A 24,326-nucleotide genomic window follows, 5' to 3' on the forward strand; every position below is an offset into this window, starting at 1 on the left:
GGGCAGTTTTGAAGTACCATATAACAGAGCTGTTAAGAAAACTCTCTAGCATTTCCGAATGTTTTGAAGACTATTTTAAAACTTAATGACTATAATTGTAGAAATAAGAAAGATTATCAAAATCGCAATGTTGTATTGTGGTGCTCCTTCTCTTTGAATCTTTTCAGGAAAGAGACTGCTCGAAATTGATTATGAACGAAAAAGACTTCTATCGTAACCGCCCAATAACGAGGTATATTGGGCGGTTACAATTTACTTAAGATAACTTTTCAGTATTTTTTTGAAAGTTTTTGTTATTTACTTCAATACAAAAAGCGCTTACAATAGAAAGTGTAAATGAGATAGCTATTGAATTTATATTTAGGAGGTGTCTTGTTAATGCCAACAAATAGACAAATAAAACTTTTAGAGTTGCTTAAACAAGATAATTCTTATCAATCTATTAGTAGTCTAGCAAAAAAATTAGGTTATTCGGAAAGAACATTATATTCCGATATAAAATTTTTAAGAGATACTGGAATAAAAATACTAACCAAAAGGGGTGAAGGGATTAAGCTAGATAATGATGATTATAATGATAAGTATGAAGTAATAAATCCTATTTTATTAAGAAGAGTAGAAATTATGGAACAGCTACTTTTGAAAAATAAAATTATAACTCTAAAACAGCTTTCTGAAAAATATTTTGTCAGTCAAAGTTCTGTCAAATATGATTTGAAACAAATTGAAAAAATATTGTCAAATGGCATTGAGTTTAGGTTTTATAGTGACCATAATGGAACGAGAGTTCGTCCTAAAAATCTTAACCAAAAGATTTCTCTTCTTTTTAATTTTAATCAGTATGTTATGGAACATGCATCGGAATTAGAAAAAAAAGAGGAGAATAATGATATTGATATTTTAACTCACTATTATTCAGAAAATATTGTTCGTGTTTGCAAAAATGTGCTTTATACTTTTATTAAAAAAAATATTATGACTATACCAGATATCTACACTGAAAACTTCCTTAGTATATTCATTTCTTTTGTTAGTCAATTAATTGAAGGAAAGCATTTTAGAGAAGGGAGGGATATATTTGAAAAACATCAACATTCTTTCTATGTAAGTAATGCAGTTACTCTTTTACATAATACTTCTAGTAGATTATCATTTGATTATACCAATGGAGATGTAGAGTTTTTGTCACAGATGCTTTTAAACTACAAGTTTGAGCAATTTCCTACAGAGCAGATTGATGATGGAGTTGTTATCAAATTAATTGAAAAAGTTTCCAATTCCTTAGATGTTGACTTTTTGAAAGATAAACAATTAATTGAACAGCTAAAAATTCATATACCAGCAATGCTTTATCGTTTAAAGTTGCATACACCTGTAAAAAATCCTTTTACAGAGCAAATAAAACTTGAATTTTCTATTACTTATAATGTTTTATGGATAGTTATGGAAGACTTTAGTCAGGAAATTGGAATAACGTTTAATGAGGATGAAATAGCTTTTTTAACAATATATTTTCAGTTATCTCTCGAAAAAATTGGACAGAGTAGAAAAATCTTAATTGTGTGTCAAATGGGGATAATAACTTCAGAATTATTAATTACCAGAATCAAAAATATTTTACCTTCATTAGATGAAATTAAGGTGGCCTCAGTTTACGAATTAGATGAACTAAATATTTCGACATATGATCTTATTTTGACTACATTAAAGACAAATAGTAACGCTGAAAATGTTTATTACATCTCACCTTTTGCGTCAAATGAAGTTTTACTATCTCTTTTGAACTGACCTCAAGTAAAAGTTGATTATATGCGATTTCGTAGCTCTAGTCAAAAGAACTTTCCAATATACTATCCTATGTTAAATCAACATTTCAATTCAAAAGAGGATTTATTAGTTGAAACGAGCAAAAAGTTGGAAGACGAAGGTTTTGTCACAAATAAGTTCTCTGAAAGCTTACTGGAGCGTGAGCGATTAGGGAGTACAGAGTTTCCATTAGGTGTAGCGATTCCTCATGGGAAACCGAGTTTTGTTAATAAAACGTTTGTGGCAGTGATTACGCTTATAACAAAAATTAAATGGTACGAAAGTTTTGTAGATACTATATTTTTGGTAGGCATTGCAAAAAAAGATATGGAATGGACTAGAGAGATAGTATCCAATATCTATCGTTTTATCAATGACAAAGAAGAATTAAAAAAATTAAAAAACAAAAAAAGTAATAAGGAGGTTGTCAAGATACTTTATGGTAAAAACTAATATTATCACCTCTGATTTAATATTTTTAGATGAAAATTTAGTAAATAAAACTGAGATTATTCACCGGATTGCAAAGAAAGCTAAAGATATTAACTATCTTAGCGATGAAAATGCTTTTGTTGACTCAGTCATGAAGCGAGAGGAGGAGGTTCCAACCGCAATAGGACATGGAATAGCTATTCCGCATGGTAAAACAGATATTGTTAAAAATCCGTTCATTGCTTTCTTTAGAAGTAAAAATAAATTTAAATGGACAGAAGGTTTTGAGGAAGAAGTGCAGCTTATTTTTCAAGTAGGAGTACCTGAAACAGGTACAGAAAAACTACACCTAAAATTTATTTCTGAAGTAAGTAAAAAATTACTACATGAGGATTTTAGAAATCAATTATTAACAACTAAAGATGCTAATAAAGTATTTGAGCTGTTAAATTCAATTAAGGTATAAACAAATATAAGGAGTCAGAATATGAAAATTGTAGCAGTTACAGCGTGTCCAACAGGGATTGCTCATACTTATATGGCTCAAGAAGCTATTGAAAAAGAATGTGAAAAAAGAGGGTATGACTATCAAGTTGAAACACAGGGAGGCATGGGAATTGAAAATGAATTGGAACAAGATACTGTAGATATTGCTGATGTGGTTATCTTAGCTATTGCAGTAGAGATTGAAGGAGCTGACCGATTCGAGGAAAAAGAAGAAGCGGGTCTAGTTCTAAATATTGACCCTGGTGAGGTAATTAAAAATCCTAGTAAAGTTTTGGATGAGGCAATCACTTTGATTTAGGAGAAAAGATATGGTTAAAAAGAAACAAATTATTTGGAAAGAAATTCAAAAAGCCTTTAATACCGGTGTTTCATACATGCTTCCATCAGTAGTTGTAGGTGGTGTATTTCTAGCAATTGCACTTGCAACTGGTACACCTACTGATTCGGGGATGGAAATAACCAATCAGTTTATGAAAGATTTGAATGATTTAGGTAGTGCAGGTTTTGCAATGATGATACCACTTTTGGCGGGGTACATTGCGTATTCAATTGCAGGAAAACCAGCTCTTGCCCCTGGTATGATCCTAGGTTATGTTGCTAATAATACCATTGGTTCAGCACAAGTAAAGACTGGTTTTCTTGGTGCAATGCTACTTGGGGTACTAACTGGCTATTTTGTTAAATGGACCAAAAACTGGAAAGTCCCTGCTACGGTAAAAGCACTAATGCCTATCTTGATTGTGCCAATTATTACAACATTTGTTTTGGGAGTTCTGTACGTATATGTTATTTCTGTACCAATTGGTGCGGTTATGGACTGGTTAGTTGATATACTTAGTAATCTACAAGGTGGAAGTGCAATCTTACTTGGACTTATTATTGGTGCGATGACTGCGGTTGATATGGGGGGACCTATTAATAAAACAGCAACAGCTTTTACGCTAGCCTTGATGGCAGAAGGTGTTTATTCGCCAAATGGTGCTCACCGCATTGCAGTCGCCATTCCTCCGTTAGCCGTAGCCACCTCAACATTCATTGATCGTAAAAAATATACTAAGGAAGATCAAGATTTAGGTATTTCTGCATTCTTTATGGGACTAATTGGTATTACTGAAGGAGCCATTCCTTTTGCGGTAAAAGACATGAAGCGAGTTTTACCAGCTATTATCATAGGTAGTGCAGTCGGTGGAGCGATTGGTATGGCTAATGGTGTCGAGGCGTTGGTACCACATGGTGGATTAATTATTCTACCAGTTGTTAATGGTAAATTATGGTATTGTATTTCAATGTTAATTGGCACGTTGGTATCAGTTGTTATTATACATTTTACTAAACCTAATCTTAATAATGATAATGAACTATCTAAATAATTACCATCAAAACGCTTACAAAACTTTAAATAAATTTGCTTAAAGGAGAAACTATTATGATTAAACTTCCAATTAAAACAGCTGTTCAAGGACTTTTAGATTTACAAAAAACAGGAGAATCTGCTACTATTTTAGGTATTGGTCCTATGTCGAAAAACTGTGTTCAAGCAGCATTAGAACTATCACAAGAAGATGACTATCCTGTAATGTTCATCGCAAGCCGTAATCAAGTTGATTTGGATGAACTAGGAGGTGGTTATGTTCAAGGTTGGAATCAATTTACCTTTGCACAAGCTGTAAAAGAAGTTGCCGAAGAAATTCACTATGACAATCTTTATTATCTCTGTCGTGACCATGGCGGTCCATGGCAACGTGATAAGGAACGCAACGATCATTTACCGACGGAAGAAGCAATGGAACTAGGTCGCCAATCATATGTTGGTGATATTGAAGCGGGTTTTGACTTGTTGATGATTGATCCAACTAAAGATCCATTTGAAATTGGTAAAGTCATTCCACTAGACACTGTTTTAGAGCGTACAGTTGACTTAATTGATTTCTGTGAAAAGGAACGTAAGACACGCTATTTACCAGAAATTGGATACGAAGTCGGAACAGAAGAAACCAACGGTGGTCTAACATCAACTGAAACCTATGAAACATTTATTAAACGACTTAAAGTTGAACTCGATAAAAGAGGCTTGCCAATGCCAACGTTCATCGTAGGTCAAACAGGTACATTGACACGTAAAACTGAACAAGTTGGTCACTTTAACTTCAAAAATGCTTATGATTTAGCACAAATGGCTAAGAAATATGGTGTAGGGCTAAAAGAGCATAATGGTGATTATCTTGATGATGTAACTCTGCTTGAACATGTTCCATCATCAATCACAGCAACAAATGTGGCTCCACAATATGGAACAGAAGAAACACGTGCTTATTTGAATTTAGCAAAAGTAGAGGCAAAACTTGTAGAATACGGTCTTGTAAAAGAAGCATCTAAGATCTCTGAAACACTACTTGTAAAAGCGATTGAAAGTGAGCGTTGGAGAAAATGGATGGTTGGAGATCAAGTGAACCTAACCGTCGAAGAAATTTTAAATGGTGATATAACTTTACAAGAAGAAATTTTGGATATTGCTGGTCACTATACATTTAACGATGATGAGGTTAAGACTGAAATTGAAAAGCTTTATGCAAATTTGTCTGCATATAACATTGATGGTAAACGTTATGTTATCAACCATATTAAACGTCCAATTCGTGACTATGCTGAATGTTACAATTTAAAAGGTGTTACGACACGTATTAAAAATATTCTTAAGTAATATATAAATAGTTCATTGGCGCTAAAGCGTCTAATGACCTGTGCTAAGTTGGCACGGCCAACAAGTCTTACTTCTAACTATTGCGTCTTGCTAGTAAATCTAAAAATATAGGAGATTGGGATTACTTTTTATACGTAATCTTCAACGGTTACATGTTTTGGGGATGTGAGGGAAGCCATCATGGTGGTCTGTCCCAGCCTCAATAGTAAGTGGTGATACAATGAAATTTTCTTAGATACAGCTGATGTTTCGGCAATTAAAACGATTAATAAACTAGGCGTCGTGGACGGTGTGAGGACAAATCAACGATTATTTCATGTGAAGGTCGTGATTTTGGGACAGTTATTAAGGAATTTTGCCAGATTGTTGATGTTTCCGTTTCAGCAGAAGTTACGGGTGTAACAACTGAAGAAATGATTGTCGAAGCGCATGATATTGCCAAATGGGGATAGTATTGTGGTCAAAATTCCGATGACGATGAAAGGTTTGAAAGCTGTCAATGTGCTTTCAAAAGAACATATCAAAATCAATGTCACTCTCATTTTCATGCTATCTCAAGGTCTCATGGTTACCAAAGCTGGTGCAACTTTTATTAGTCCTTTTGTCGAACGCTTGGGAGATATCGGAACAGATGATTATCATTTGATTTCAGATTTGTGAGGACTCATTGATTTTTATGGCTTTGATACGGAAATCATTGCAGCAAGTATTCGTAGTATAGTTCATGTTGAGACTGTTACGAAACGAGATGCTCACATTGCGACGATTCCAGATACTGTTTTTGAGAAAATGGCCAAGCCCCCTTTGACAATAAGTGGTATTCTCAATTTCTGAAAGACTGGGAAGTATTTAAACGTCCCAAATAATATTTGAGTAGGATAATTATAAATAGTATTGGGAGTATTAGATTTAGTCTATTTGCTCCCTTTATTTACAAGAAGGATAAATAATTTATGGACAAAGCTATATTTTTTGATATTGATGATACACTTTACGACCAGTTAATTCCTTTTCAAAAAGCTTTTGAGAAAAACTTTAATTATGATGATATTGATGTAGCAGAGTTATATAAATTAAGCAGGGAATTGAGTGACTCGGTCTTTGAACTATCGGAATCTGGAAAATTATCAATGAGAGAAATGCAAATTTTTAGAATTAAGGAAGCCTTAAAACGTTTGGGACACTATATTTCTGATGATGTTGCAATGATATTTCAAGAAGATTATTCAGATTTTCAAAAAGAGTGCTCATTGCCTAGCTTATTGTCAGAATTATTTTATTGGTTAATTGAAAATGATATTAAAGTAGGAATAATAACTAATGGTCCAAGTGAACATCAAAGGCAAAAAATTCAGCAATTACGTTTAGAGAAATGGATATCAGATGAACATATTTTTATTTCTTCCGAGCTTAATACAGCAAAACCAGACTTAAGGATATTTGATATAGCAAGAGAAAAGATGTCTCCAAAACTATTACCCAAAAATTGCTACTATGTTGGAGATTCTTATGCTAATGATATTGTTGGCGCAAAAAAGGCTAGTTGGAGTACAATTTGGTATAGTCGAAGATGCTCTACAATACCTAATAGTATTTTGAAACCAGATTATATTGTTAAGAATGATAGTGAGCTGTATCAAATAATCATAAAGCTTTTTCAAAGTGATTGAATCCCCTTATTTTTGCTAGTGTTTATATTTGTATTATATAGTATTGAGAAAATTAATTTGTTTTTATAGAAAGGTTTCACTCATGACATTTGATGCTATTGATCAGTTGGCAGTCAATACTGTCCGTACGCTCTCAATTGATGCCATTCAGGCAGCTAATTCAGGTCACCCTGGTCTTCCAATGGGAGCTGCACCTATGGCTTATGTTCTTTGGAATCATGTAATGAATGTTAATCCGAAGACCAGCCGCTCTTGGTCTAACCGAGATCGTTTTGTACTATCTGCAGGACATGGTTCTGCCCTTTTATACAGCCTTCTTCATCTATCAGGTTACAATGTTAGCATTGATGATTTGAAGAATTTCCGTCAATGGGGTTCAAAAACACCAGGTCACCCAGAAGTCAATCATACAGACGGTGTTGAAGCTACAACTGGACCTCTTGGGCAAGGGATTGCCAATGCTGTTGGTATGGCAATGGCAGAAGCTCACTTAGCAGCTAAATTTAACAAACCAGGATTTAATATCGTTGACCACTACACTTATGCTTTGCATGGTGACGGTTGCTTGATGGAAGGTGTCAGTCAAGAAGCTGCCAGTCTTGCTGGACATCTTAAGCTTGGCAAATTAGTCCTTCTTTACGATTCAAACGACATTTCACTTGACGGTCCAACATCAAAAGCTTTCACAGAAGATATCAAAGGTAAATTTGAAGCTTACGGTTGGCAACACATTTTGGTTAAAGATGGTAATGACCTTGAAGCGATTGCTAAAGCTATCGAAGAAGCAAAAGCTGAAACTGAAAAACCATCTATTATCGAAGTGAAAACAATCATTGGTTTCGGTGCTGAAAAACAAGGAACATCAGCTGTTCACGGTGCCCCTCTTGGCGTTGATGGCATTGCTTACGCTAAAAAATCTTACGGTTGGGAATATCCAGAATTCACAGTACCAGAAGAAGTGGCTAAATGTTTTGAGGTTGGTATCAAATTCCGCGGTGAAGCTGCTCAAAATGCATGGGAAACTAAATTCCGTGAATACGAAGCTGCTTACCCAGAATTAGCTGCCGAATACAAAGCTGCATTCGCTAGCAAACCAGTTGACGTGACACTTGAAGATTTCGAAATTGGTACAAGCCTTGCTAGCCGTTCATCAAGTCAACAAGCTATCCAACAAATCTCAGCACAAGTGCCATCATTCTGGGGTGGTTCAGCTGACCTTTCTGCATCAAACAATACAATGGTCAAAGTAGAATCTGATTTCCAACCAGACAACTACCTTGGTCGCAATATTTGGTTTGGTGTGCGTGAATTTGCCATGGCAGCCGCCATGAACGGTATTGCCCTTCACGGTGGTACTCGTGTTTACGGTGGTACATTCTTCGTATTCTCAAACTACCTTCTTCCAGCTGTTCGTATGGCTGCTCTTCAACAATTACCAACGGTTTATGTCATGACGCATGATTCAATCGCTGTCGGTGAAGACGGACCAACTCACGAACCAGTTGAACAATTGGCTAGCGTTCGTTCTATGCCTAACCTTAACGTTATCCGCCCTGCTGACGGTAACGAAACAAATGCTGCATGGAAACGTGCTCTTGCTGAAACTGACCGTCCAACAATGCTTATCCTAACTCGTCAAAATCTTCCTGTTCTTGAAGGAACTAAAGAAATGGCTGAAAACGGTGTAAATAAAGGTGCTTACATCCTTTCAGAGGCTAAAGGTGACCTTGATGGTATCCTTATTGCAACAGGTTCTGAAGTGAAATTGGCACTTGATACGCAAGCTGCTTTGGAAGCAAAAGGTGTTCATGTTCGTGTGGTTTCAATGCCAGCACAAAACATCTTTGACGAACAAGACGCTGCTTATAAAGAAAGCATTCTTCCAGCTAACGTCACAAAACGTTTGGCTATCGAAGCTGGTTCAAGCTTTGGTTGGGGCAAATACGTTGGTCTCCAAGGTAAAACTCTTACAATCGATACTTGGGGCGCATCTGCACCAGGCAATAAAATCTTTGAAGAATACGGCTTCACAGTTGATAACGCTGTAAATTTTTACGAATCTTTGTAATTAATAATTAACTGGAGGCTGGTCTGTCCTACTCTCTTTTATGTAATCTTTTGTTTAAGGATTTTATTTACCTGTCTGAAAAGGTGTTGTGTTACAAGGTATTAAAACTCTTTATACTAAGATTATCAAAAGAAAGGAATTGTTGAATGTAACCGCTCAATAACGAGATAAAATGAAAATCTCCAAAGTCATGTGTGATTCTGAAGATTTTCCGTTATCGACAATTTTCTTGTATGAATTCTGCCCGTGGCAAATAGGATTCTAGTACCTCCCTTTTTGTAAGGGTTTCCTCATTGGGAAGTTTTTCTAGAAGATAAGTGATGTATTTCTCTGAATCAATCCCTTGGCGCATATCTGTCTTGCTTGCCGCAGACAAGGTAGACTGGGGCTAAGTCACTGAAACGAATGGCTGGTGATGACATCAAAGTTCCTCCAGTTCAATAATATACTGGAGAAGTGGGAAACATGCTATATACCTTGTTATCGTACGGTTACCTTCTATCGTTCTAATTGACCAACCGTATTTTTGACAACACCTTAGTAACAGACACTACCAGATAGATAGCTGCGAAGCTGTGGTAAGCCTTTAAGTCCAGAAAAGCCTCGGTCCAACGGACCAAGGCTTTTAACTTACTGTTAGATTAGTTACCGACCAATTCATCAACTGAGTCATCAAGTGAGAGTACTTCGTGGAAGACACGTTGTGTTAACTCTGTTTTTTGCTCTTTAGTGAGGTACTTGGTGTTAACACAGTAACCTGAGATACGAACGATCACGTCTTCGCCGTTCATGATCTTGTCATAGACATCTTTCAAGTCCATAACGTTCAAGTTAACGTGTTGGCCTCCACCTTCAAAGTAACCGTCAAGAATAGTTACTAAGTTTTTCACTTGCTCATCGAAGGTCTTACCAAGAGCTTTTGGTGAAACTTGAGTAGTCAATGAAATACCATCTGCTGCATAAGCAAAGTCAAGGCTAGCAAGTGAGTTCAAGTTTTGCAACCAACCACCTGAAGCTTTGTTAGATGGGTTCGCACCTGGTGAGAAGAACTCAAGCTGTGACAAGTTTGTCGTACCATCTTCGTTCAAGAATACACCACGGTGTACTGGAGAGTGACCAGTTTGTTTAGAGTAAGCCACATTTGAAGTGATGGTAAGAAGTGATACAGTAGCTTCAGCATCTTTGTAAAGTTTGTGGCTGCGAAGACGAGTTGTGTAAGCTTCGATCAACCATTCAGCCAATTCGTTTGAACGAGGATCGTCTTCACCCCAACGTGGGTAGTCACCAGTTGTTTCATAGTCGTAAACATAACCGTTTTCGTCACGAATTGTCTTAACGGTTGCATACTTGATTGCTGACAATGTATCTACAGTATTTGCGAAGCCACAGATACCGAATCCCATGTTGGCACGGTGTTTCGTTGGCAAGAAGGCCATTTGAACAGCTTCGTAGTTGTACTTGTCTGTCATGTAGTGGATGATGTTAAGCGCATCTACATAAGTGTCTGTCAACCAGTCAAGTGATTTTTCAAAGTTTGCTTTAACAGTATCGAAGTCAAGGATTTCATCTGTAACAGGCTCGATGTCAAATACTTTGTAGTCTTTGTGAACATCGTCGTAACCACCGTTGATACCTGTAAGAAGGGCTTTCAAGACGTTTACACGAGCACCGAAGTACTGGATGTTGTGACGTGCATCTTCATTTTCAGGGTCAAGTGGGGATACACAGCATGAGATACAGCTCATTTCACCGTAGCCATCTTTCGCCATTGTTGTTACACCTTCGTATTGGATAGAAGAGTGCTTGTGGCTCATTGCCATACAGTAGCGACGGAAAGCGTAAGGAAGTTGATCAGTCCAAAGAACAGTCAAGTTTGGTTCTGGGGAGTTACCGATGTTGTCAAGTGTGTTCAAGAAACGGTAGTCCATCTTGGTTACGCGATGGCGGCCGTCATTTCCCATACCTGCCATAGAAGTGGTGATGAAAGTTGGGTCACCTGAGTAGAGGGCATCGTAGGCTTTTGTACGAGCAAATTTTACTGTACGAAGTTTCATAACGAAGTCATCAACGAATTCTTGGATTTCGCTTTCAGTAAATGTTCCACGAGCCAAGTCACGTTCTGCATAAATGTCAAGGACGATTGGCACACGACCAAGTGAAGTTGCAGCACCGTTGATAACGCGACATACTGCCATAAAGGCAATGTTTACCCATTGGATAGCTTCTTTAGTGTTCATCGCTGGTTTGCGAACATCAACACCGTAAAGGTCACCCAAGCGAACAACTTGTTGCAATGCTTGGTATTGAAGGTTGATTTCTTCACGAAGACGAATCGTTTCTTCATTGATTTCAGTTACTGCGTTCCAGTCAGCAACTTTTTCTTCCATCAAGTAGTCTGCTCCGTAGAGGGCAAGACGAGCATAAACACCGATGATACGTCCACGAGAGTAAGCATCTGGAAGGCCAGTTACCGTGTGGGCGTGACGAGCACGACGGATGTTTGAAGTGTATGCACGGAAGATACCGTCGTTAACAGTTGTTACATGTTTTGTGTAAATTTCGTGAAGGGTTTCGTTAGGAGTGTAGCCGTTCTCAGTCAAAGTAGTTTCTGCCATACGGATACCACCTTTTGGCATGAAGCTAAGTTTGAAGAGTTCGTCGTTTTGAAGACCGAAGATCAGTTCGTCTTCCTTAGAGATGTAACCCGCAGGAATATCAGCGATAGATGCTGCGCGATCTGTGTCCATAGGGAAACGAGTTGCTTCGTAGTGAGCTTTTGTTTCTTCTACGATTTTTTTGATTTTGAGAGAGCGTTCAGTTACAGGTGCAAGGAAGCTTTCATCGCCATCATAAGGTGTGTAGTTTGCTTGAACGAAACGAGATACGCTAGCTTTTTCTTGCCAGTCGTTTCCTTTGAAGCCTTCCCAGGCTTGTGCGAAAACATCTTCTGTCACATTAGCTGTTTTAACTGTTGTTGACATTTGAGTTCCTTCTTTCTTTTTTTTATAGCTTTTACAATTATAATTATATCACTTAGAAATCGGTTACACAAGGAAATGAGAGGTGTAAACGTTTTCTTTCGAAGAAGGTCTAATTGTAATTAATCAGGTTAAATACAAAATTAACAATGTTAAATAAATCACAGTATTTTGTTAGATAATTCAATAAATTTAATCATAAAATATTCAACAGAATTTTGTCAAGATAGGGTATAATTGATGTAGAATGGAAAAGGAGGAGATGGACGATGTTGATATTCCCTTTGATCAATGATACTAGTCGTAAGATTATTCATATCGACATGGATGCCTTTTTTGCTGCTATTGAACAAAGGGATAACTCCAAATTAAAGGGAAAGCCAGTCATCATCGCGCGAGATCCGAGACAGTCCGGTGGACGCGGAGTGGTTTCTACGGCTAGCTATGAGGCTAGAGAATTTGGAATTCACTCAGCCATGTCTGCTAAAGAAGCTTATGAGCGTTGCCCGCAAGGGGTGTTTATCTCTGGTAATTATGACAAATATGTTCAGGTTGGCCATCAGGTCAGGGAGATCTTTCAGCGTTACACGGACTTGGTAGAACCGATGTCTATTGATGAGGCTTATCTGGATGTTACGGTCAATAAAATCGACTCCTCTTCAGCTGTTAAAATTGCCAAGTTAATCCAGCGAGACATCTGGGAGGAGCTGCGTCTGACAGCCTCAGCTGGGGTCTCCTATAACAAATTTTTGGCTAAGATTGCTTCTGACATGCAAAAGCCTCATGGTTTGACGGTTATTTTGCCTGAGGAAGCAATGGCTATCTTGGCTCAACTTCCGATTGAAAAATTTCATGGTGTGGGCAAAAAGTCAGTTGAGCGTCTTCATGCCATGGGGATTTATAGCGGTGCTGATCTTCAGAAAATCCCTGAGATGGTTTTGATTGACCGCTTTGGACGCTTTGGCTACGATCTTTATCGCAAGGCTAGGGGAATCTCTAACTCTCCTGTCAAGACAGAGCGGATTCGCAAGTCGCTAGGCAAGGAGCGCACCTATGGTAAGCTCTTATATAGTGATGAGGATGTCAAAAAAGAGCTTAGCAAGCTCAGCCAACGTGTGGCAGATAGTCTTGCTAAGCATTCCTTGAAAGGAAAAACCGTTGTCCTCAAGCTCCGTTATGAAGACTTTTTCACCCTGACCAAGCGTAAAACCCTAGTTGAGCCCATTGCTAGTACAGATCAGATCGAGCAAGTCAGTCATAGTATCTATGATAGCCTTGAGAAAAAAGAACTGGGGATCAGGCTGCTAGGTGTCACTGTGACGGGCTTAGAAAAGGAGCCGATGAAAAAGTAAAATGTGTCAAAAACTAAGAAAGAAAATCGAATGATAGCAATCATATGAAACAAAAAGGTTGCATATCATTTGTTTTTTTGTGGCTAATTTCAAATTTTCAAACAATATTGTTCACATTATTTTTTAGATTGTTGCCTTTTTCAGTGATCTATCGTGGTTGTCTGTTTCAGGCTTTTTAATTTATTTTTTTCTTTTTATTGAATTAATTTGACAAAAAAAGAAAAAAAATAAAAAAAAATGACAAAAAGTGTTGAAAACGATTTCGAGATGTGATAAGATAAGGCTGTAAAAAGGAGGAAAATATGAAATTAGCAACAAGAATCAATTCGTACTTAAGAATTGAAGGATATGATCTTGAAAAAACATTTCGAGATTTTGAAATCGCAGGTATGGATTATGTAGATTTAAACTATCCAGAACATGTGCAGGCATTGTCTCCCAAAGACATGGTGCAGCTATTAGGAAAACATCATTTGAAATTGAATGGTTTGGCACTTCGTTTCCGTAGTGAGTTTAAAAATGGAGAACTTGGAAATGCCGATCCTGAAATTGCTGATAAAGCCTTGCAACTTTGTAAGGACGCGGCGGACTATTGCCGAGAAGCAGGTGGGAAAGTGCTGACAATTTGGTTGGGGTTTGATGGATTTGATTATAATTTTCAAATTAACTACCGTAAAGTATGGGATCAATTGGTGAATGCTTATCAGACAATTTGTGATTATGCACCTGATTTGAAAATCAGTATTGAGTACAAACCTTACGAAGAGAGAGCCTATGCATTTGTAGATAGTATGGGTGTAACTGGAATGCTTCTTCATGAAATCAATCGTCCTAATATTGGTGTAACGTTGGATTATTGCCACATGTTGATGAAGCATGAAAATCCTGCTTTTGCGGCAGATATATTTGCTAGCCGTGGTCAGCTATACGGGATTCATGCAAATGATGGCTATGGTGTAGCAGATGATGGATTGATGATTGGAACAGCGTCTCCATTTAAGATGTTAGAGTTGCTTTACTATTTGAAAAAATATCAATTTGATGGGGTGATTTATTTTGATACGTTCCCAGTGATAGAACCTGCTGTTGAAGAAGCAGAAATGAATGTTCAACTGATTCACCATATGAATCAGTTGATTGATTCAGTGGGATTGGATAAGATTCAATCTGTTATTGATTCGAATGATGCGATTGCAGCCAGTAAACTAATGTTAACATTCCTAAAAGGAAATCAATAAAAAATAAAGCGAGGTTACACATATGGCGGATTACAAGAAAACTGCTAAGGGAATCCTTGAGCATGTTGGTGGTGTGGAAAATATTGCAGGCATGACACACTGTGCCACTCGTCTACGTTTAAATTTAAAAGATGATTCGAAGGCAGATGACGCAGCAGTAAAAGCTGTGGAAGGGGTAGTGAATGTTATCAATACTGCTGGCCAATATCAAATCTTAATTGGTATTGAAGTACCACATGTTTACGATGAGTTTGAGATACTGGTGAAAGGAAGCAGTGAAGGAGACGTTGTGGATACTACGAATCAAGGTGGTAGTGTACTGAGTAAAGTATTTTCGGCTATTTCAGGAATCTTTTCTCCATTACTTCCAGCCTTGGCAGGTTCAGGTATTCTTCGTGGCTTATTGATTTTGTGTGTGCAATTAGGCGTAATTTCAGAATCAAGTGGTACTTATGCAATTTTATTTGCAGCATCAATGGCTGTGTTTTATTTCTTACCAGTTCTGCTCGCATTTTCATCTGCTCGACGCTTTGGAGCTAGTCCATATATTTCAGCTTTAATTGGAGGCGCTTTACTTCATCCAAGTTTCCTTGCATTGCTTGGTGAGACTGGGAATGGAGCGATGAGTTCTTTCTTTGGTATTCCAGTTGTATTGATGAATTACAATTCTACTGTAGTACCGATTATCTTTGCAATATGGGCATATTCCTACTTATACAAATGGTTAGACAAAAATGTGCCTGAAACCCTAAAATTGGTGATTATCCCACTGGTGTCTTTACTTGTTATGGTTCCATTAACGACAATTGTGATTGGTCCTTTGGGAGTGTATGGAGGAGAGTTAATTGCAAATGGAGTCAACTGGTTGATTGAGCGAAGCGGTATGCTGACGGGTGTAGTTATTGGTGGTGGTTGGAGTGTTCTAGTAAGTTTTGGTATTCACTGGGCTGTCAATCCAATCATGATTAATAATATTTCTCAAGTTGGTTATGACTATATTTGTCCTCTAACATTTGCATGTAATTTTGCTGTTATTGGTACAGCGTTAGGAGTTTGGTTTAAATCTAAAAATAAAGAACTTAAGAATTTTGCATTAACTGGAGCAATTACAATTGCACTTTCAGCTATTATTGAGCCTACTCTATTTGGGCTTCTAATTAAGAATAAAAAACTTTTCTTGGCACAAATCATTGCTGGTGCAGTAGGTGGTGCTTATCTTGGATTAACGAAAGTAGTTACGAATGCCTTTGTATTTGGTAGTGTGACGACATTTCCTTCTTTTATCATTGATAATAAGAATATTGTAAATGGTGTAATCGGATTGGCACTTTCGGTTGTTGTAGGGGCTGTTTTGGGATATATCTTTACAAATAAAGATGACAAATTAGCTTAATAATGAAAATAAGGAAGTAATATGGTATCATTATTGAGAAGTGAGGATACTGAATGATGATTCCATATGAAAGACAACAAAAAATATTAGAGTTATTAAAAGATACAGATATTTTAAAGATTGAAGAATTACAAAAGCATTTTCCAACGATTTCTGACTCAACACTTCGGAGAGACTTGAAGGAATTGGAAAAGAAGAGAAAAATTGACTACTTGTCTGGAGGCGCAATAAAAGCGGTGTCAACAACAGGGGAGATTCCAATTTCTCAAAGGAACACTTTACATAGCCAGGAAAAAGATATTCTCGCAGAGTTGGCGGCTCAATTTGTGCAAGCAGGAGATGTCATTTACTTGGATTCGGGTTCAAGTTGTACGTCTCTGTTCAGACGGATTATGAGCAAAAGGATTACTGTCTATACTACCAATACGGATATATTTTCTGTCATAACAGAAGAGAATCAGGCAGAGATAATTGTTTTAGGTGGACAATTTAATGCATTGATTTCTTCCATCAGTGGTCCATTGACTGAAGAAAATTTAAAAAATATATATTTTACAAAATCATTTCTTGGTGTGAATGGGATTGATGAGAAATACGGAGTTACAACTCCAACTCTTGTTGAAGCGAATAAAAAACGATTGGTAAAAGAACACTCTGATCATGTTTATCTTTTAAGTGACAGCTCAAAGTTTCATAATCTATCTAATGTAAAAGCATTTGATTTGAAAGATGTTACTGTTATTTCAGATCGTTATGATGAAAAACTCGGTAAGGTCGTTTCTCTTATTTGTCCTGAATCCTAAAAATTATCTAGTCGTATAAAAGCTCTAATATTTTATTAGGGCTTTTATATATTTTAGGAGAGAAAATGAAATTATTGTGTCCAAGTATAATGTGTGCAGATTTTTCAAGTCTTCAAGAAGAAATATCTGCTTTGGAAGAAGCGAATGTTACTATGTATCATTGCGATATTATGGATGGAGTATTTGTTCCTAATTTTACAATGGGATTAAATGATGTCAAAGCAATAAGAGGATTGACTAAAAAAGTAGTAGATTGTCATTTGATGATCGAAAATCCACTGAGTAAAATAGATTTATTTATTGATGCAGGAGCTGATTTACTTTATGTACATCCAGAGAGCGAACGATATATTTCTAAAACGTTGATGCATATTAAAAATAGAGGAAAATTATCTGGTTTAGCCATTAATCCAGATACAAGTATTGAAAGTATTAAGGAGGTTATTGGCTTAGCAGATTATATCTTAGTGATGACTGTAAATCCAGGGTTTGCAGGCCAGGCGTTTTTAGACTTTACAAAAGAAAAAATTAAAAAATTAAATGAACTAAAGAATCAGTATTCTTACAAAATAATAGCTGATGGTGCCTGTAGCCCAGCGGTAATACAAGAACTAGATAATTTAGGATGTGACGGGTATGTATTAGGTACGAGTGCCTTATTTGGAAAGAATCGGTCTTACAAGCAATTGATAGAGGAGTTACAAATATTATGAGAATTGGAATTGGGAACGATCATGTTGCTGTAGAATATAAAAAAGTTATATCAGAGTATATTACAGAAAAGTATGGTTATGAAGTTGTAAATTACGGTACAGATTCTACTGAGCGATTTAATTATCCAGAATCTGGGAAGAAAGTAGCAGAAGCTGTCGCAAGTGGCAAAGTCGATAGAGGGATTCTTATATGTGGAACTGGTGTAGGAATCGGTATTGCAGCGAATAAAGTAAAGGGGATTCGTTGTGTAATTTGCAGTGAACCTTATTCTGCCAAATTATCTAGACAGCATAATGATACCAATGTTTTGTCGTTCGGAGCTAGGGTTATTGGGATTGAATTGGCAAAGATGATTGTTGACAATTGGTTGGTAACAGAATTCGAAGCTGGTAGACATAAAGTTCGGGTTGATATGATTGGAAAAATAGAACAAGAGATATAGTCAATGGGGAAGAATTAGAAAAATTTTTAACATCTAAAAAAGAAAAAAGGAGTCTATTAAAATAGTATATCTATATAGATGGAAATATAATCAATTGAATCAAGAACGGAACAACTGTGGTTCAGAAGGGCATGCTAGATGATCTTCTGATTTTAAGATAGTCTTGTCCCAATCTTGTTCTAATGATTTTATCTTCATAGCTGTAACCATCCTAGAGTAGGTATCCTCAAAAATTTTCACGGTCACTATTTTGTTTCAGGGTGAACATGCTCAACTAGTCTATTGGATTGGTTGACTCACTATCTTCTGGAAGGAGACAAGGCTAGATAGCTATAAGAATTTCGTCCTCACCTCTCCTAAAAGACTTGTAATCGTTGAAGATCATGTATAAAAAGGTTTCTAATTCTGTGATTTTAGTCTCTTTTACATAAGCGGCCTAATTTTCAGGAGTCTTTATTTTTGTACTATCTCTTTTTAATGACTTAAAACCAGTTTTTCTTGATGAGAAAATCCAAGAGGCTGTAAAATCTAGTCAAACAATAAAATCGCATGAAATCTGCCTTTCTAAAGCGTTGTTTTCATGCGATTTTTTCTATTAAGAATATCAGAAAATCAAATTAATACTACTTATAAATTAAACACCAATATATTATGCAATTCATAGATATATTCGCTAACAATATATCAATAAAAGAGGTGCGTTGGGTATTAAACTAGAAGGAATATAACTTTGGACTTTTATACGTAATCTTCAACGGTTACATGCTTTGAGGGTGAGGGCAAAGCCATCATGGTTGTCTTACCTAGTCTTTTGACGGATTGAACCTACTTTTATCCTCGATTATTGCTATTTAAAAAACTGGCGGAGCTCTTCTGTAGTCAACCCAATCATGGGGTCAATATTTTGATAGTTACTCTTTGTTAGGATATAGCTACTAGGCTCTTTGGATTGGACAAATGCTTGGGATGTAGTGTTCTGCTCTATCTCAAAAAGCGTTGTCTGTTGCGTACTAGTCTGTGGTTCAAGCTGGTGGTCTGTGACTGTTTTGGGCGTCTTAGTTTCAAGGGTGGTTGGTTCATCTTCGATTGTTTGGTTAAATTGCTGAATGAGATAGGTCTTACGCGCAGTTCCGGTATGTGTTGTAGCGTAGTCAAAGGCTGAGAGATTGCCAAGGAGGATCAGCTTACTTTTGCTACGGGTGATGGCGGTGTAGAGGAGATTGCGCTGAAGCATACGGCGACTGCTGTTGGTCAGAGGCAATATCACAACAGGAAACTCGCTACCCTGAGATTTGTGAATGGACATGGCGTAGGCTAGGGTTATTTTGTACCATTCGTTTCGCGGATAGCTGATTTCGGCTCCGTCAAACTGGATAGTTAGCTCATCCTGCTTGCTGTCGGTGTATTTGGCAGGTAGAAGATCAGTGATATAGCCTAAATCACCATTGAAGACATTACTCTCTGCATCGTTCACCAAATGGATAACCTTGTCGTGTTCGCGAAAGATGAGGTCATTAAAAGCGAATTCAATCCGACCGTCAGTCAAGGGATTGAGCTGTTCTTGCATGAGCTTGTTGAGTTGATCAATGCCTGCCACTCCTCGGTACATGGGAGCCAAAATCTGAATGTCGTAAGGTTTGATACCGCTAGAAATAGCAGCAGAGACAATCCGTCCTACCATCTGTGGAATGTGGTCGGGCTCAGCTTCAAAGTAGGAGCGATCAGGCTTTTTCTGGGTAAAGTCAGCTGGAAAAATGCCTTGACGAATGTCGTTGGCCAGAGTCACGATGGTTGAGTCTTCCGATTGGCGGTAGATTTTTTCCAATTTGACATGGGAAATGGCGGTGACCCTGAGAAGATCGGCCAGAACTTGGCCTGGATTGACAGACGGGAGCTGATCGCTATCGCCCACGATGATGAGCTGGGTGGCACTGGAAATATGCGATAAAAGCTGGTGAGCTAGCCAAGTATCTACCATGGAAAATTCATCCACGATGATCAGCTCGGCGTCCAGATAATCGTTACGGTAGCTTATTTCGTCCGCGGCATCTCCTGTCAGTCCTAGATGGCGGTGAAGAGTGGCTGAGGATAGGCCAGTCAGTTCATTCATCCGTCTGGCTGCTCGTCCGGTCGGAGCCGCTAGGAGAATAGGACTCTCACCAGTTGCTTTGGCCAAATTAATCTTGTGTAATTTTGCATAGACAGCAATCAAACCGTTAATAATGGTCGTCTTTCCTGTTCCTGGACCACCTGTCAAGATAAAGATCGGCTGGTTGATGGCTTGGACAATGGCTTCTTTTTGCAGATCGTCGTAGGTTAATCCTTGCTCTTTTTCTAAGTTAGCAATCTCGGCTAAGATGGTCTCGGTCTCAAAGCTCTGCTCAACAGGGCTGTCCAGCAGGCGCTGGATTTGCTTTTGAATGCCTTCTTCTGCGAAATACAAGCTGTTGGCAAAAATCTTAGTTCCTATCTGCTGCACTCTCCCTGTCTCAATGAGCTGACTGAGCTCAGCAGCTACCAGTTCAGGTGACACTTCAACCTGTCGGGCATCTTCCAGAAGAAAAATAGTCGCCTCTAGCAGATCGCGAGCTTCGACATAAGTATCGCCTGTTTCCAGCGATCGACTCAGCAGGCTATGGACGAGTCCAGCTCGGAAGCGCTCTGGAGCATCGCTTTCGATATTGAGCGCTTGGGCGATACGATCTGCGAGTTTGAACCCTAATCCTCGAATATCTTCGACCAGTTGATAGGGATTTTCCTCAATGACTTGAAGGGTGGTTTCCTTATAGGTGTCCTGAATTTGGAAGGCCAGTTTATTGGAAATACCGTATTCAGCTAGCTTGGCCAGAATCATCTCAGTCCCGTAATTAAGGCGGAGCTTGTCCAGAAAATTTTCTCGCGCAGCTCTGGCTAGCCCCTGAATGTCAAGGAGTTTTTCAGGCTTAGCCAAGATCTTGTCAATGGTGTCCTCTTCTCCATATTCCTTGACGATCCGCTCAGCCGTTTTAAGACCGATACCCTTGAAATGATCGCTCGCAAAGTATTTGACCAGACCTTTAGCGCTGGGTTTGCTGCGCTCGTAACGTGTGATTTTGAGCTGTTGCCCATAGCGAGGGTGCTGAATTAGCTCTCCGTAGAAGCGGTAGTCCTCGCCTTCAATGACATCTGCTACCGTTCCTGTTACGATGATTTCGATATCCTCGTAGTCTTCATCACTAGTTTCCTCGATCGTGAGGAGGATAATCTTGTAAAAGTTGCTAGGATTTTCAAAAATGACTCGCTCAATGGTGCCTGAAAAAAAGTGTTCCATAGAATAGACTGCTTTCTAAGTTTCGTGCAAAAAAGGAATTGAATAAACCTCATTCTTTCGATTGATGTTCATTCAACTCCTCAAACGTTAAAAGAGGTTTAGATGATTGAGTGGCCAGTAGCGCAGTTTGACCTCGCCGACCAAACTTTCTTCAGAATAAGTCCCGACATGGCGGCTGTCTTTGGAGACGATACGGTCATCTCCAACTAGGAAATATTGCCCCTCAGGTACCGTTACAGTGAAATTGCTATTGAAGTCAGCATCAGTTGTAAAGGTCTGAGATTTGCGGGCCAACTCTTGGAAGTAGCTGTTGTAACTATATGTTTCTTGAAGTTTATCTTTTCTAAAAGCAGCCAGATAGTCAGCAACATAAGGCTCATCGACCACTTTACCGTTGACTGTAAGTACGTCATTGTTGAAATTGACCACATCACCAGGCATACCAATGACCCGCTTAACAATCTGGGTTTCTTTGCCAGAATCGTCTCTGGAGTTCGCAACGACAATGTCAAACCGTTCAATATTCGTATGTAAAAGGACGATTAACATTTCATTGTCACTCAGTGTCGGATCCATAGAATGCCCATCTACGGTCACTGGGTTCCAAATGGTGTAGCGTGATACGATGAAAAGGGTCATCAAGAGGATAAATGCTCCCCATTCTTTGAGGAAACTCCTGAGGGAACCTCTACTTTTTTGACGTCTTGGCATGGTTAAGTTCTCCTGACTAGTTTTTCTGCTTTTTCGGTATTTTTAAAATGAAGTTTAGCGGTCTGAGCTAGCGCTGGATGGCCATAGGCTTGAAGGAGCTGTGCTGCGACCTTATCAGAAGCTGCGCCAGCACCACTCGGTAGACTATAGCCGACCTGTTCTCCTAAATCCTTGAGTTGGTCTAAAAACATGGCTCTTGCAATGATAGACGATACTGCAACTGCTAGATATTGACTTTCTGCTTTCTCAATCAGTTGGATCGGATTGGCAAAGTGGTTAGCTTCTTTGCTGACATATTTTTGGTAATTGCGCGTGCTGGTGAAGGCATCGATAATAATCTGATCAGGTTTCTCAATCTTTTGCAAGAGGAGGTAGAGAGCCTGATTGTGTAAGGCGACCTTGACTGAGACCGCATTGTGACGGCTAGGCACAACAGCGTTGTACTTGGATGGTGACAAGAGCAAGGCTTGGTGATCGATTTCCTGCTCCAAAATCGGTGCAAGCTGTAAGATTTTAGCATCTGTCAAGGACTTCGAGTCGTCCACGCCCAGAGCCTTGAGCCTTGCGTGCTGATCTGGGCGAACAAAGCTCGCTACAACAGCAATGCCGCCGAAATAGGAACCGTTTCCGACTTCGTCAGAGCCAACGGTGGTCAGGTTTTGAGACATTCTTTTGGGGCTGAGCTTGCCAGCTATCTGAGATGTACCAACTTTCCCCGCAGCTACTGCTTGATCGCTGCTTTGCCACTGGCTAGCCAGAGTTTTGGCATCTGGGCCTTGAAACATGACCTTGCCAGACTTATAGACGCTGATCGCTGTGCCATTGACCTTGAAAAAATGGGTCTTGTTAAGGTCTTTATTAGGTGCCGCGTAAGCTTCATAGTGGGCTGTAAGCTTGGCCACTTCAGGGGTAGCTAAGAGCAAAACAATTGGATTCATAGGTTTTATTTTACCATAATTTTATGAAAATGACCGTGTCAAATGGTCAAAAGTCTAAAAATAAGGTATAATGAGGGTTGAGGTATTTATGGCAAATTTGAATCGATATAAATTTACATTTTCAGATAAACAGTTAACGCTGACTACTGAGCATGATAACCTTTTTATGGAGGAAATCGAGCGCGTGGCTAAGGAGAAATATCAGGCCCTGCAGGAAGAAATGCCAACGGCTGACTCTGAAACCTTGGCGATTTTGCTGGCAATTAACACTTTATCTGTCCAGTTGCAACGCGAGTTAGAATTTGATCAGCAAGAGGAAGAGTTGGCTCGTCTGCGCAAGAAGTTATTGGGTCAAATCCAGACTGCTGAGCTAGGTAATGAGGGGGACCTGTCATGATTTCGCTGGGTATTTTGCTGATTTTAGCTTGGCAATTTTACATTGGCTACCGTAGAGGGCTAGGTCTCCAGGGGCTTTATCTCTTAGGAAGTCTTGTGTCGCTGTTTGTGGCTAGTCTTCACTACCGTTCTCTTGGAGAGTGGCTCTACCTTTGGGTACCTTATGCTAGCGCGACAGAAGGGGCGTCCACTTACTTTTTTGACCAGAGTCAGTTGTTTGATCTTGATCAGGTATTCTACGCAGGTTTGGGGTTCTTTATCATTTACATGGTGACTTACACGGTTGTGCGCTTTCTGGGACTGTTTGTGCATCTAGCTGATTTGGATAGTCTTGATGTAGGCTATACTCGGATAGTTTCAGGGATCTTATCGGTCCTTGTGACTTGGATTGGGATTGAAATGGTCTTGACTATTATGGCCACGGTTCCTATCGGACTGGTGCAGGATAAACTTCATGAAAGTCTAATGGTTCGGCTCATGATTGATACTCCGTTGGTTTCCAGTTTCCTGAAAAATCTTTGGGTAGTGAAAATATTGGGATAGCAGGACAAACGTTGTGATTTCGTAGTCTCTCCTAGACTATCGAGTTTCCTTGCTCACAAGGGTTAAACCGTTGTCCAGATAATTTGAGGCTGGCTTGGAGTACAAAGTCGTAAGGATTAAAAGAGAGTGAGACAGAAGTTGTGATTTCCATAAAATCGACTTCGTTGTCACCCTCGCAAGGTTGAGAGTAAGCCTTGTTGGCGATGCCAACCCAGTCAACTACTGCATCAAACTGGTCAAATGATAAAAGAAATGAGACTGTGTACTTTTGTCTCAGCTTAGAACTGTACTCATCACTCAAGACCTTTATTCAAGGCTAAGTTT

20 protein-coding genes and 1 pseudogene are annotated in these 24,326 nt (G+C 38.7%); 17 read left to right on the forward strand and 4 right to left on the reverse strand.

Annotated elements, in window-relative coordinates; all coding sequences use genetic code 11:
* Window positions 1-378 precede the first annotated feature (378 nt).
* The 9 genes and pseudogenes from A3I5_RS11680 (at window position 379) to tkt (ending at window position 9,184) form a co-directional block, all read left to right on the forward strand.
* Window positions 379-1,788: a BglG family transcription antiterminator gene (locus tag A3I5_RS11680; RefSeq protein WP_018373645.1), complete on the forward strand. Its 1,410-nt coding sequence runs from the start codon at window positions 379-381 to the stop codon at window positions 1,786-1,788.
* A 69-nt stretch (window positions 1,789-1,857) separates the two neighbouring features.
* Window positions 1,858-2,259, forward strand: coding sequence for a PTS sugar transporter subunit IIA (locus tag A3I5_RS12900; RefSeq protein ID WP_018373646.1), 402 nt, complete (start codon window positions 1,858-1,860; stop codon window positions 2,257-2,259).
* The gene (locus tag A3I5_RS0105620) at window positions 2,246-2,704 is read left to right on the forward strand and encodes a PTS sugar transporter subunit IIA (RefSeq protein WP_018373647.1); all 459 of its coding nucleotides are present in this window, start codon (window positions 2,246-2,248) and stop codon (window positions 2,702-2,704) included. The genes A3I5_RS12900 and A3I5_RS0105620 overlap by 14 nt, the downstream gene beginning before the upstream one ends.
* 21 nt (window positions 2,705-2,725) lie before the next feature.
* The gene (locus A3I5_RS0105625) at window positions 2,726-3,043 is read left to right on the forward strand and encodes a PTS fructose transporter subunit IIB (RefSeq protein ID WP_018373648.1); all 318 of its coding nucleotides are present in this window, start codon (window positions 2,726-2,728) and stop codon (window positions 3,041-3,043) included.
* 10 nt (window positions 3,044-3,053) lie between these two features.
* Window positions 3,054-4,115, forward strand: a complete 1,062-nt coding sequence (locus A3I5_RS0105630) for a PTS fructose transporter subunit IIC (protein ID WP_018373649.1) — start codon at window positions 3,054-3,056, stop codon at window positions 4,113-4,115.
* 56 nt (window positions 4,116-4,171) lie between these two features.
* Window positions 4,172-5,446 (forward strand): class II D-tagatose-bisphosphate aldolase non-catalytic subunit, encoded by a 1,275-nt coding sequence (locus A3I5_RS0105635; protein ID WP_018373650.1) that lies wholly within the window; start codon window positions 4,172-4,174, stop codon window positions 5,444-5,446.
* A 225-nt stretch (window positions 5,447-5,671) separates the two neighbouring features.
* Window positions 5,672-6,312: pseudogene (locus A3I5_RS11685) on the forward strand (transaldolase family protein).
* An 87-nt stretch (window positions 6,313-6,399) separates the two neighbouring features.
* Window positions 6,400-7,116, forward strand: a complete 717-nt coding sequence (locus A3I5_RS0105645; RefSeq protein WP_018373651.1) for an HAD family hydrolase — start codon at window positions 6,400-6,402, stop codon at window positions 7,114-7,116.
* Between the two features lie 82 nt (window positions 7,117-7,198).
* Window positions 7,199-9,184, forward strand: a complete 1,986-nt coding sequence (tkt, locus tag A3I5_RS0105650) for a transketolase (protein ID WP_018373652.1) — start codon at window positions 7,199-7,201, stop codon at window positions 9,182-9,184.
* A gap of 641 nt (window positions 9,185-9,825) precedes the next feature.
* Here the strand turns inward: tkt and pflB are convergent.
* Window positions 9,826-12,165: a formate C-acetyltransferase gene (pflB, locus tag A3I5_RS0105655; protein WP_018373653.1), complete on the reverse strand. Its 2,340-nt coding sequence runs from the start codon at window positions 12,163-12,165 to the stop codon at window positions 9,826-9,828.
* A gap of 266 nt (window positions 12,166-12,431) precedes the next feature.
* Between pflB and dinB the strand changes: the two genes are divergently transcribed.
* From dinB to rpiB, 6 genes are all read left to right on the forward strand, one after another.
* Window positions 12,432-13,514: a DNA polymerase IV gene (gene dinB / locus A3I5_RS0105660; protein ID WP_018373654.1), complete on the forward strand. Its 1,083-nt coding sequence runs from the start codon at window positions 12,432-12,434 to the stop codon at window positions 13,512-13,514.
* Window positions 13,515-13,816: 302 nt separating this feature from the next.
* Window positions 13,817-14,752 (forward strand): sugar phosphate isomerase/epimerase family protein, encoded by a 936-nt coding sequence (locus A3I5_RS0105665; RefSeq protein WP_018373655.1) that lies wholly within the window; start codon window positions 13,817-13,819, stop codon window positions 14,750-14,752.
* A 22-nt stretch (window positions 14,753-14,774) separates the two neighbouring features.
* Window positions 14,775-16,145, forward strand: a complete 1,371-nt coding sequence (locus A3I5_RS0105670; protein ID WP_018373656.1) for a PTS transporter subunit EIIC — start codon at window positions 14,775-14,777, stop codon at window positions 16,143-16,145.
* Between the two features lie 56 nt (window positions 16,146-16,201).
* Complete coding sequence (locus A3I5_RS0105675) at window positions 16,202-16,948, forward strand: DeoR/GlpR family DNA-binding transcription regulator (protein WP_026216951.1); 747 nt, start codon at window positions 16,202-16,204, stop codon at window positions 16,946-16,948.
* A gap of 65 nt (window positions 16,949-17,013) precedes the next feature.
* Entirely contained in the window at window positions 17,014-17,661 is a 648-nt protein-coding gene (locus tag A3I5_RS0105680; RefSeq protein ID WP_018373658.1) for a ribulose-phosphate 3-epimerase, read from the forward strand.
* Window positions 17,658-18,104 (forward strand): ribose 5-phosphate isomerase B, encoded by a 447-nt coding sequence (rpiB, locus tag A3I5_RS0105685; RefSeq protein WP_018373659.1) that lies wholly within the window; start codon window positions 17,658-17,660, stop codon window positions 18,102-18,104. The genes A3I5_RS0105680 and rpiB overlap by 4 nt, the downstream gene beginning before the upstream one ends.
* Before the next feature lie 847 nt (window positions 18,105-18,951).
* Here rpiB and recD2 read toward each other — a convergent pair.
* The 3 genes from recD2 to A3I5_RS0105700 all read right to left on the reverse strand — a co-directional run bounded on the left by recD2 (window position 18,952) and on the right by A3I5_RS0105700 (window position 23,063).
* Window positions 18,952-21,414, reverse strand: coding sequence for an SF1B family DNA helicase RecD2 (recD2, locus tag A3I5_RS0105690; protein WP_018373660.1), 2,463 nt, complete (start codon window positions 21,412-21,414; stop codon window positions 18,952-18,954).
* Window positions 21,415-21,501: 87 nt separating this feature from the next.
* Window positions 21,502-22,125, reverse strand: coding sequence for a signal peptidase I (lepB, locus tag A3I5_RS0105695; protein ID WP_018373661.1), 624 nt, complete (start codon window positions 22,123-22,125; stop codon window positions 21,502-21,504).
* Window positions 22,126-22,127: 2 nt separating this feature from the next.
* On the reverse strand, window positions 22,128-23,063 hold the full coding sequence (locus A3I5_RS0105700; RefSeq protein WP_018373662.1) for a ribonuclease HIII: 936 nt from the start codon (window positions 23,061-23,063) through the stop codon (window positions 22,128-22,130).
* 88 nt (window positions 23,064-23,151) lie between these two features.
* On the opposite strand from A3I5_RS0105700, the gene A3I5_RS0105705 reads away from it, so the two are divergent.
* Window positions 23,152-23,460, forward strand: coding sequence for a hypothetical protein (locus tag A3I5_RS0105705; protein WP_018373663.1), 309 nt, complete (start codon window positions 23,152-23,154; stop codon window positions 23,458-23,460).
* Window positions 23,457-24,002 carry a CvpA family protein gene (locus A3I5_RS0105710; RefSeq protein ID WP_018373664.1) on the forward strand — a complete coding sequence of 182 codons (546 nt, stop codon included), beginning with the start codon at window positions 23,457-23,459 and terminating at the stop codon, window positions 24,000-24,002. The genes A3I5_RS0105705 and A3I5_RS0105710 overlap by 4 nt, the downstream gene beginning before the upstream one ends.
* Window positions 24,003-24,326 lie beyond the last annotated feature (324 nt).

Origin of the sequence: Streptococcus merionis DSM 19192, assembly GCF_000380085.1 — a bacterium.
Lineage (GTDB): Bacteria > Bacillota > Bacilli > Lactobacillales > Streptococcaceae > Streptococcus > Streptococcus merionis.

What these genes read in the sequence shown, in the direction of transcription:
- A3I5_RS11680 (WP_018373645.1), top strand. Translation starts at nt 379, where the DNA reads ATGCCAACAAATAGACAAATAAAACTTTTAGAGTTGCTTAAACAAGAT.
- A3I5_RS12900 (WP_018373646.1), top strand. Translation starts at nt 1,858, where the DNA reads ATGTTAAATCAACATTTCAATTCAAAAGAGGATTTATTAGTTGAAACG.
- A3I5_RS0105620 (WP_018373647.1), top strand. Translation starts at nt 2,246, where the DNA reads ATGGTAAAAACTAATATTATCACCTCTGATTTAATATTTTTAGATGAA.
- A3I5_RS0105625 (WP_018373648.1), top strand. Translation starts at nt 2,726, where the DNA reads ATGAAAATTGTAGCAGTTACAGCGTGTCCAACAGGGATTGCTCATACT.
- A3I5_RS0105630 (WP_018373649.1), top strand. Translation starts at nt 3,054, where the DNA reads ATGGTTAAAAAGAAACAAATTATTTGGAAAGAAATTCAAAAAGCCTTT.
- A3I5_RS0105635 (WP_018373650.1), top strand. Translation starts at nt 4,172, where the DNA reads ATGATTAAACTTCCAATTAAAACAGCTGTTCAAGGACTTTTAGATTTA.
- A3I5_RS0105645 (WP_018373651.1), top strand. Translation starts at nt 6,400, where the DNA reads ATGGACAAAGCTATATTTTTTGATATTGATGATACACTTTACGACCAG.
- tkt (WP_018373652.1), top strand. Translation starts at nt 7,199, where the DNA reads ATGACATTTGATGCTATTGATCAGTTGGCAGTCAATACTGTCCGTACG.
- pflB (WP_018373653.1), bottom strand. Translation starts at nt 12,165, where the DNA reads ATGTCAACAACAGTTAAAACAGCTAATGTGACAGAAGATGTTTTCGCA.
- dinB (WP_018373654.1), top strand. Translation starts at nt 12,432, where the DNA reads ATGTTGATATTCCCTTTGATCAATGATACTAGTCGTAAGATTATTCAT.
- A3I5_RS0105665 (WP_018373655.1), top strand. Translation starts at nt 13,817, where the DNA reads ATGAAATTAGCAACAAGAATCAATTCGTACTTAAGAATTGAAGGATAT.
- A3I5_RS0105670 (WP_018373656.1), top strand. Translation starts at nt 14,775, where the DNA reads ATGGCGGATTACAAGAAAACTGCTAAGGGAATCCTTGAGCATGTTGGT.
- A3I5_RS0105675 (WP_026216951.1), top strand. Translation starts at nt 16,202, where the DNA reads ATGATTCCATATGAAAGACAACAAAAAATATTAGAGTTATTAAAAGAT.
- A3I5_RS0105680 (WP_018373658.1), top strand. Translation starts at nt 17,014, where the DNA reads ATGAAATTATTGTGTCCAAGTATAATGTGTGCAGATTTTTCAAGTCTT.
- rpiB (WP_018373659.1), top strand. Translation starts at nt 17,658, where the DNA reads ATGAGAATTGGAATTGGGAACGATCATGTTGCTGTAGAATATAAAAAA.
- recD2 (WP_018373660.1), bottom strand. Translation starts at nt 21,414, where the DNA reads ATGGAACACTTTTTTTCAGGCACCATTGAGCGAGTCATTTTTGAAAAT.
- lepB (WP_018373661.1), bottom strand. Translation starts at nt 22,125, where the DNA reads ATGCCAAGACGTCAAAAAAGTAGAGGTTCCCTCAGGAGTTTCCTCAAA.
- A3I5_RS0105700 (WP_018373662.1), bottom strand. Translation starts at nt 23,063, where the DNA reads ATGAATCCAATTGTTTTGCTCTTAGCTACCCCTGAAGTGGCCAAGCTT.
- A3I5_RS0105705 (WP_018373663.1), top strand. Translation starts at nt 23,152, where the DNA reads ATGGCAAATTTGAATCGATATAAATTTACATTTTCAGATAAACAGTTA.
- A3I5_RS0105710 (WP_018373664.1), top strand. Translation starts at nt 23,457, where the DNA reads ATGATTTCGCTGGGTATTTTGCTGATTTTAGCTTGGCAATTTTACATT.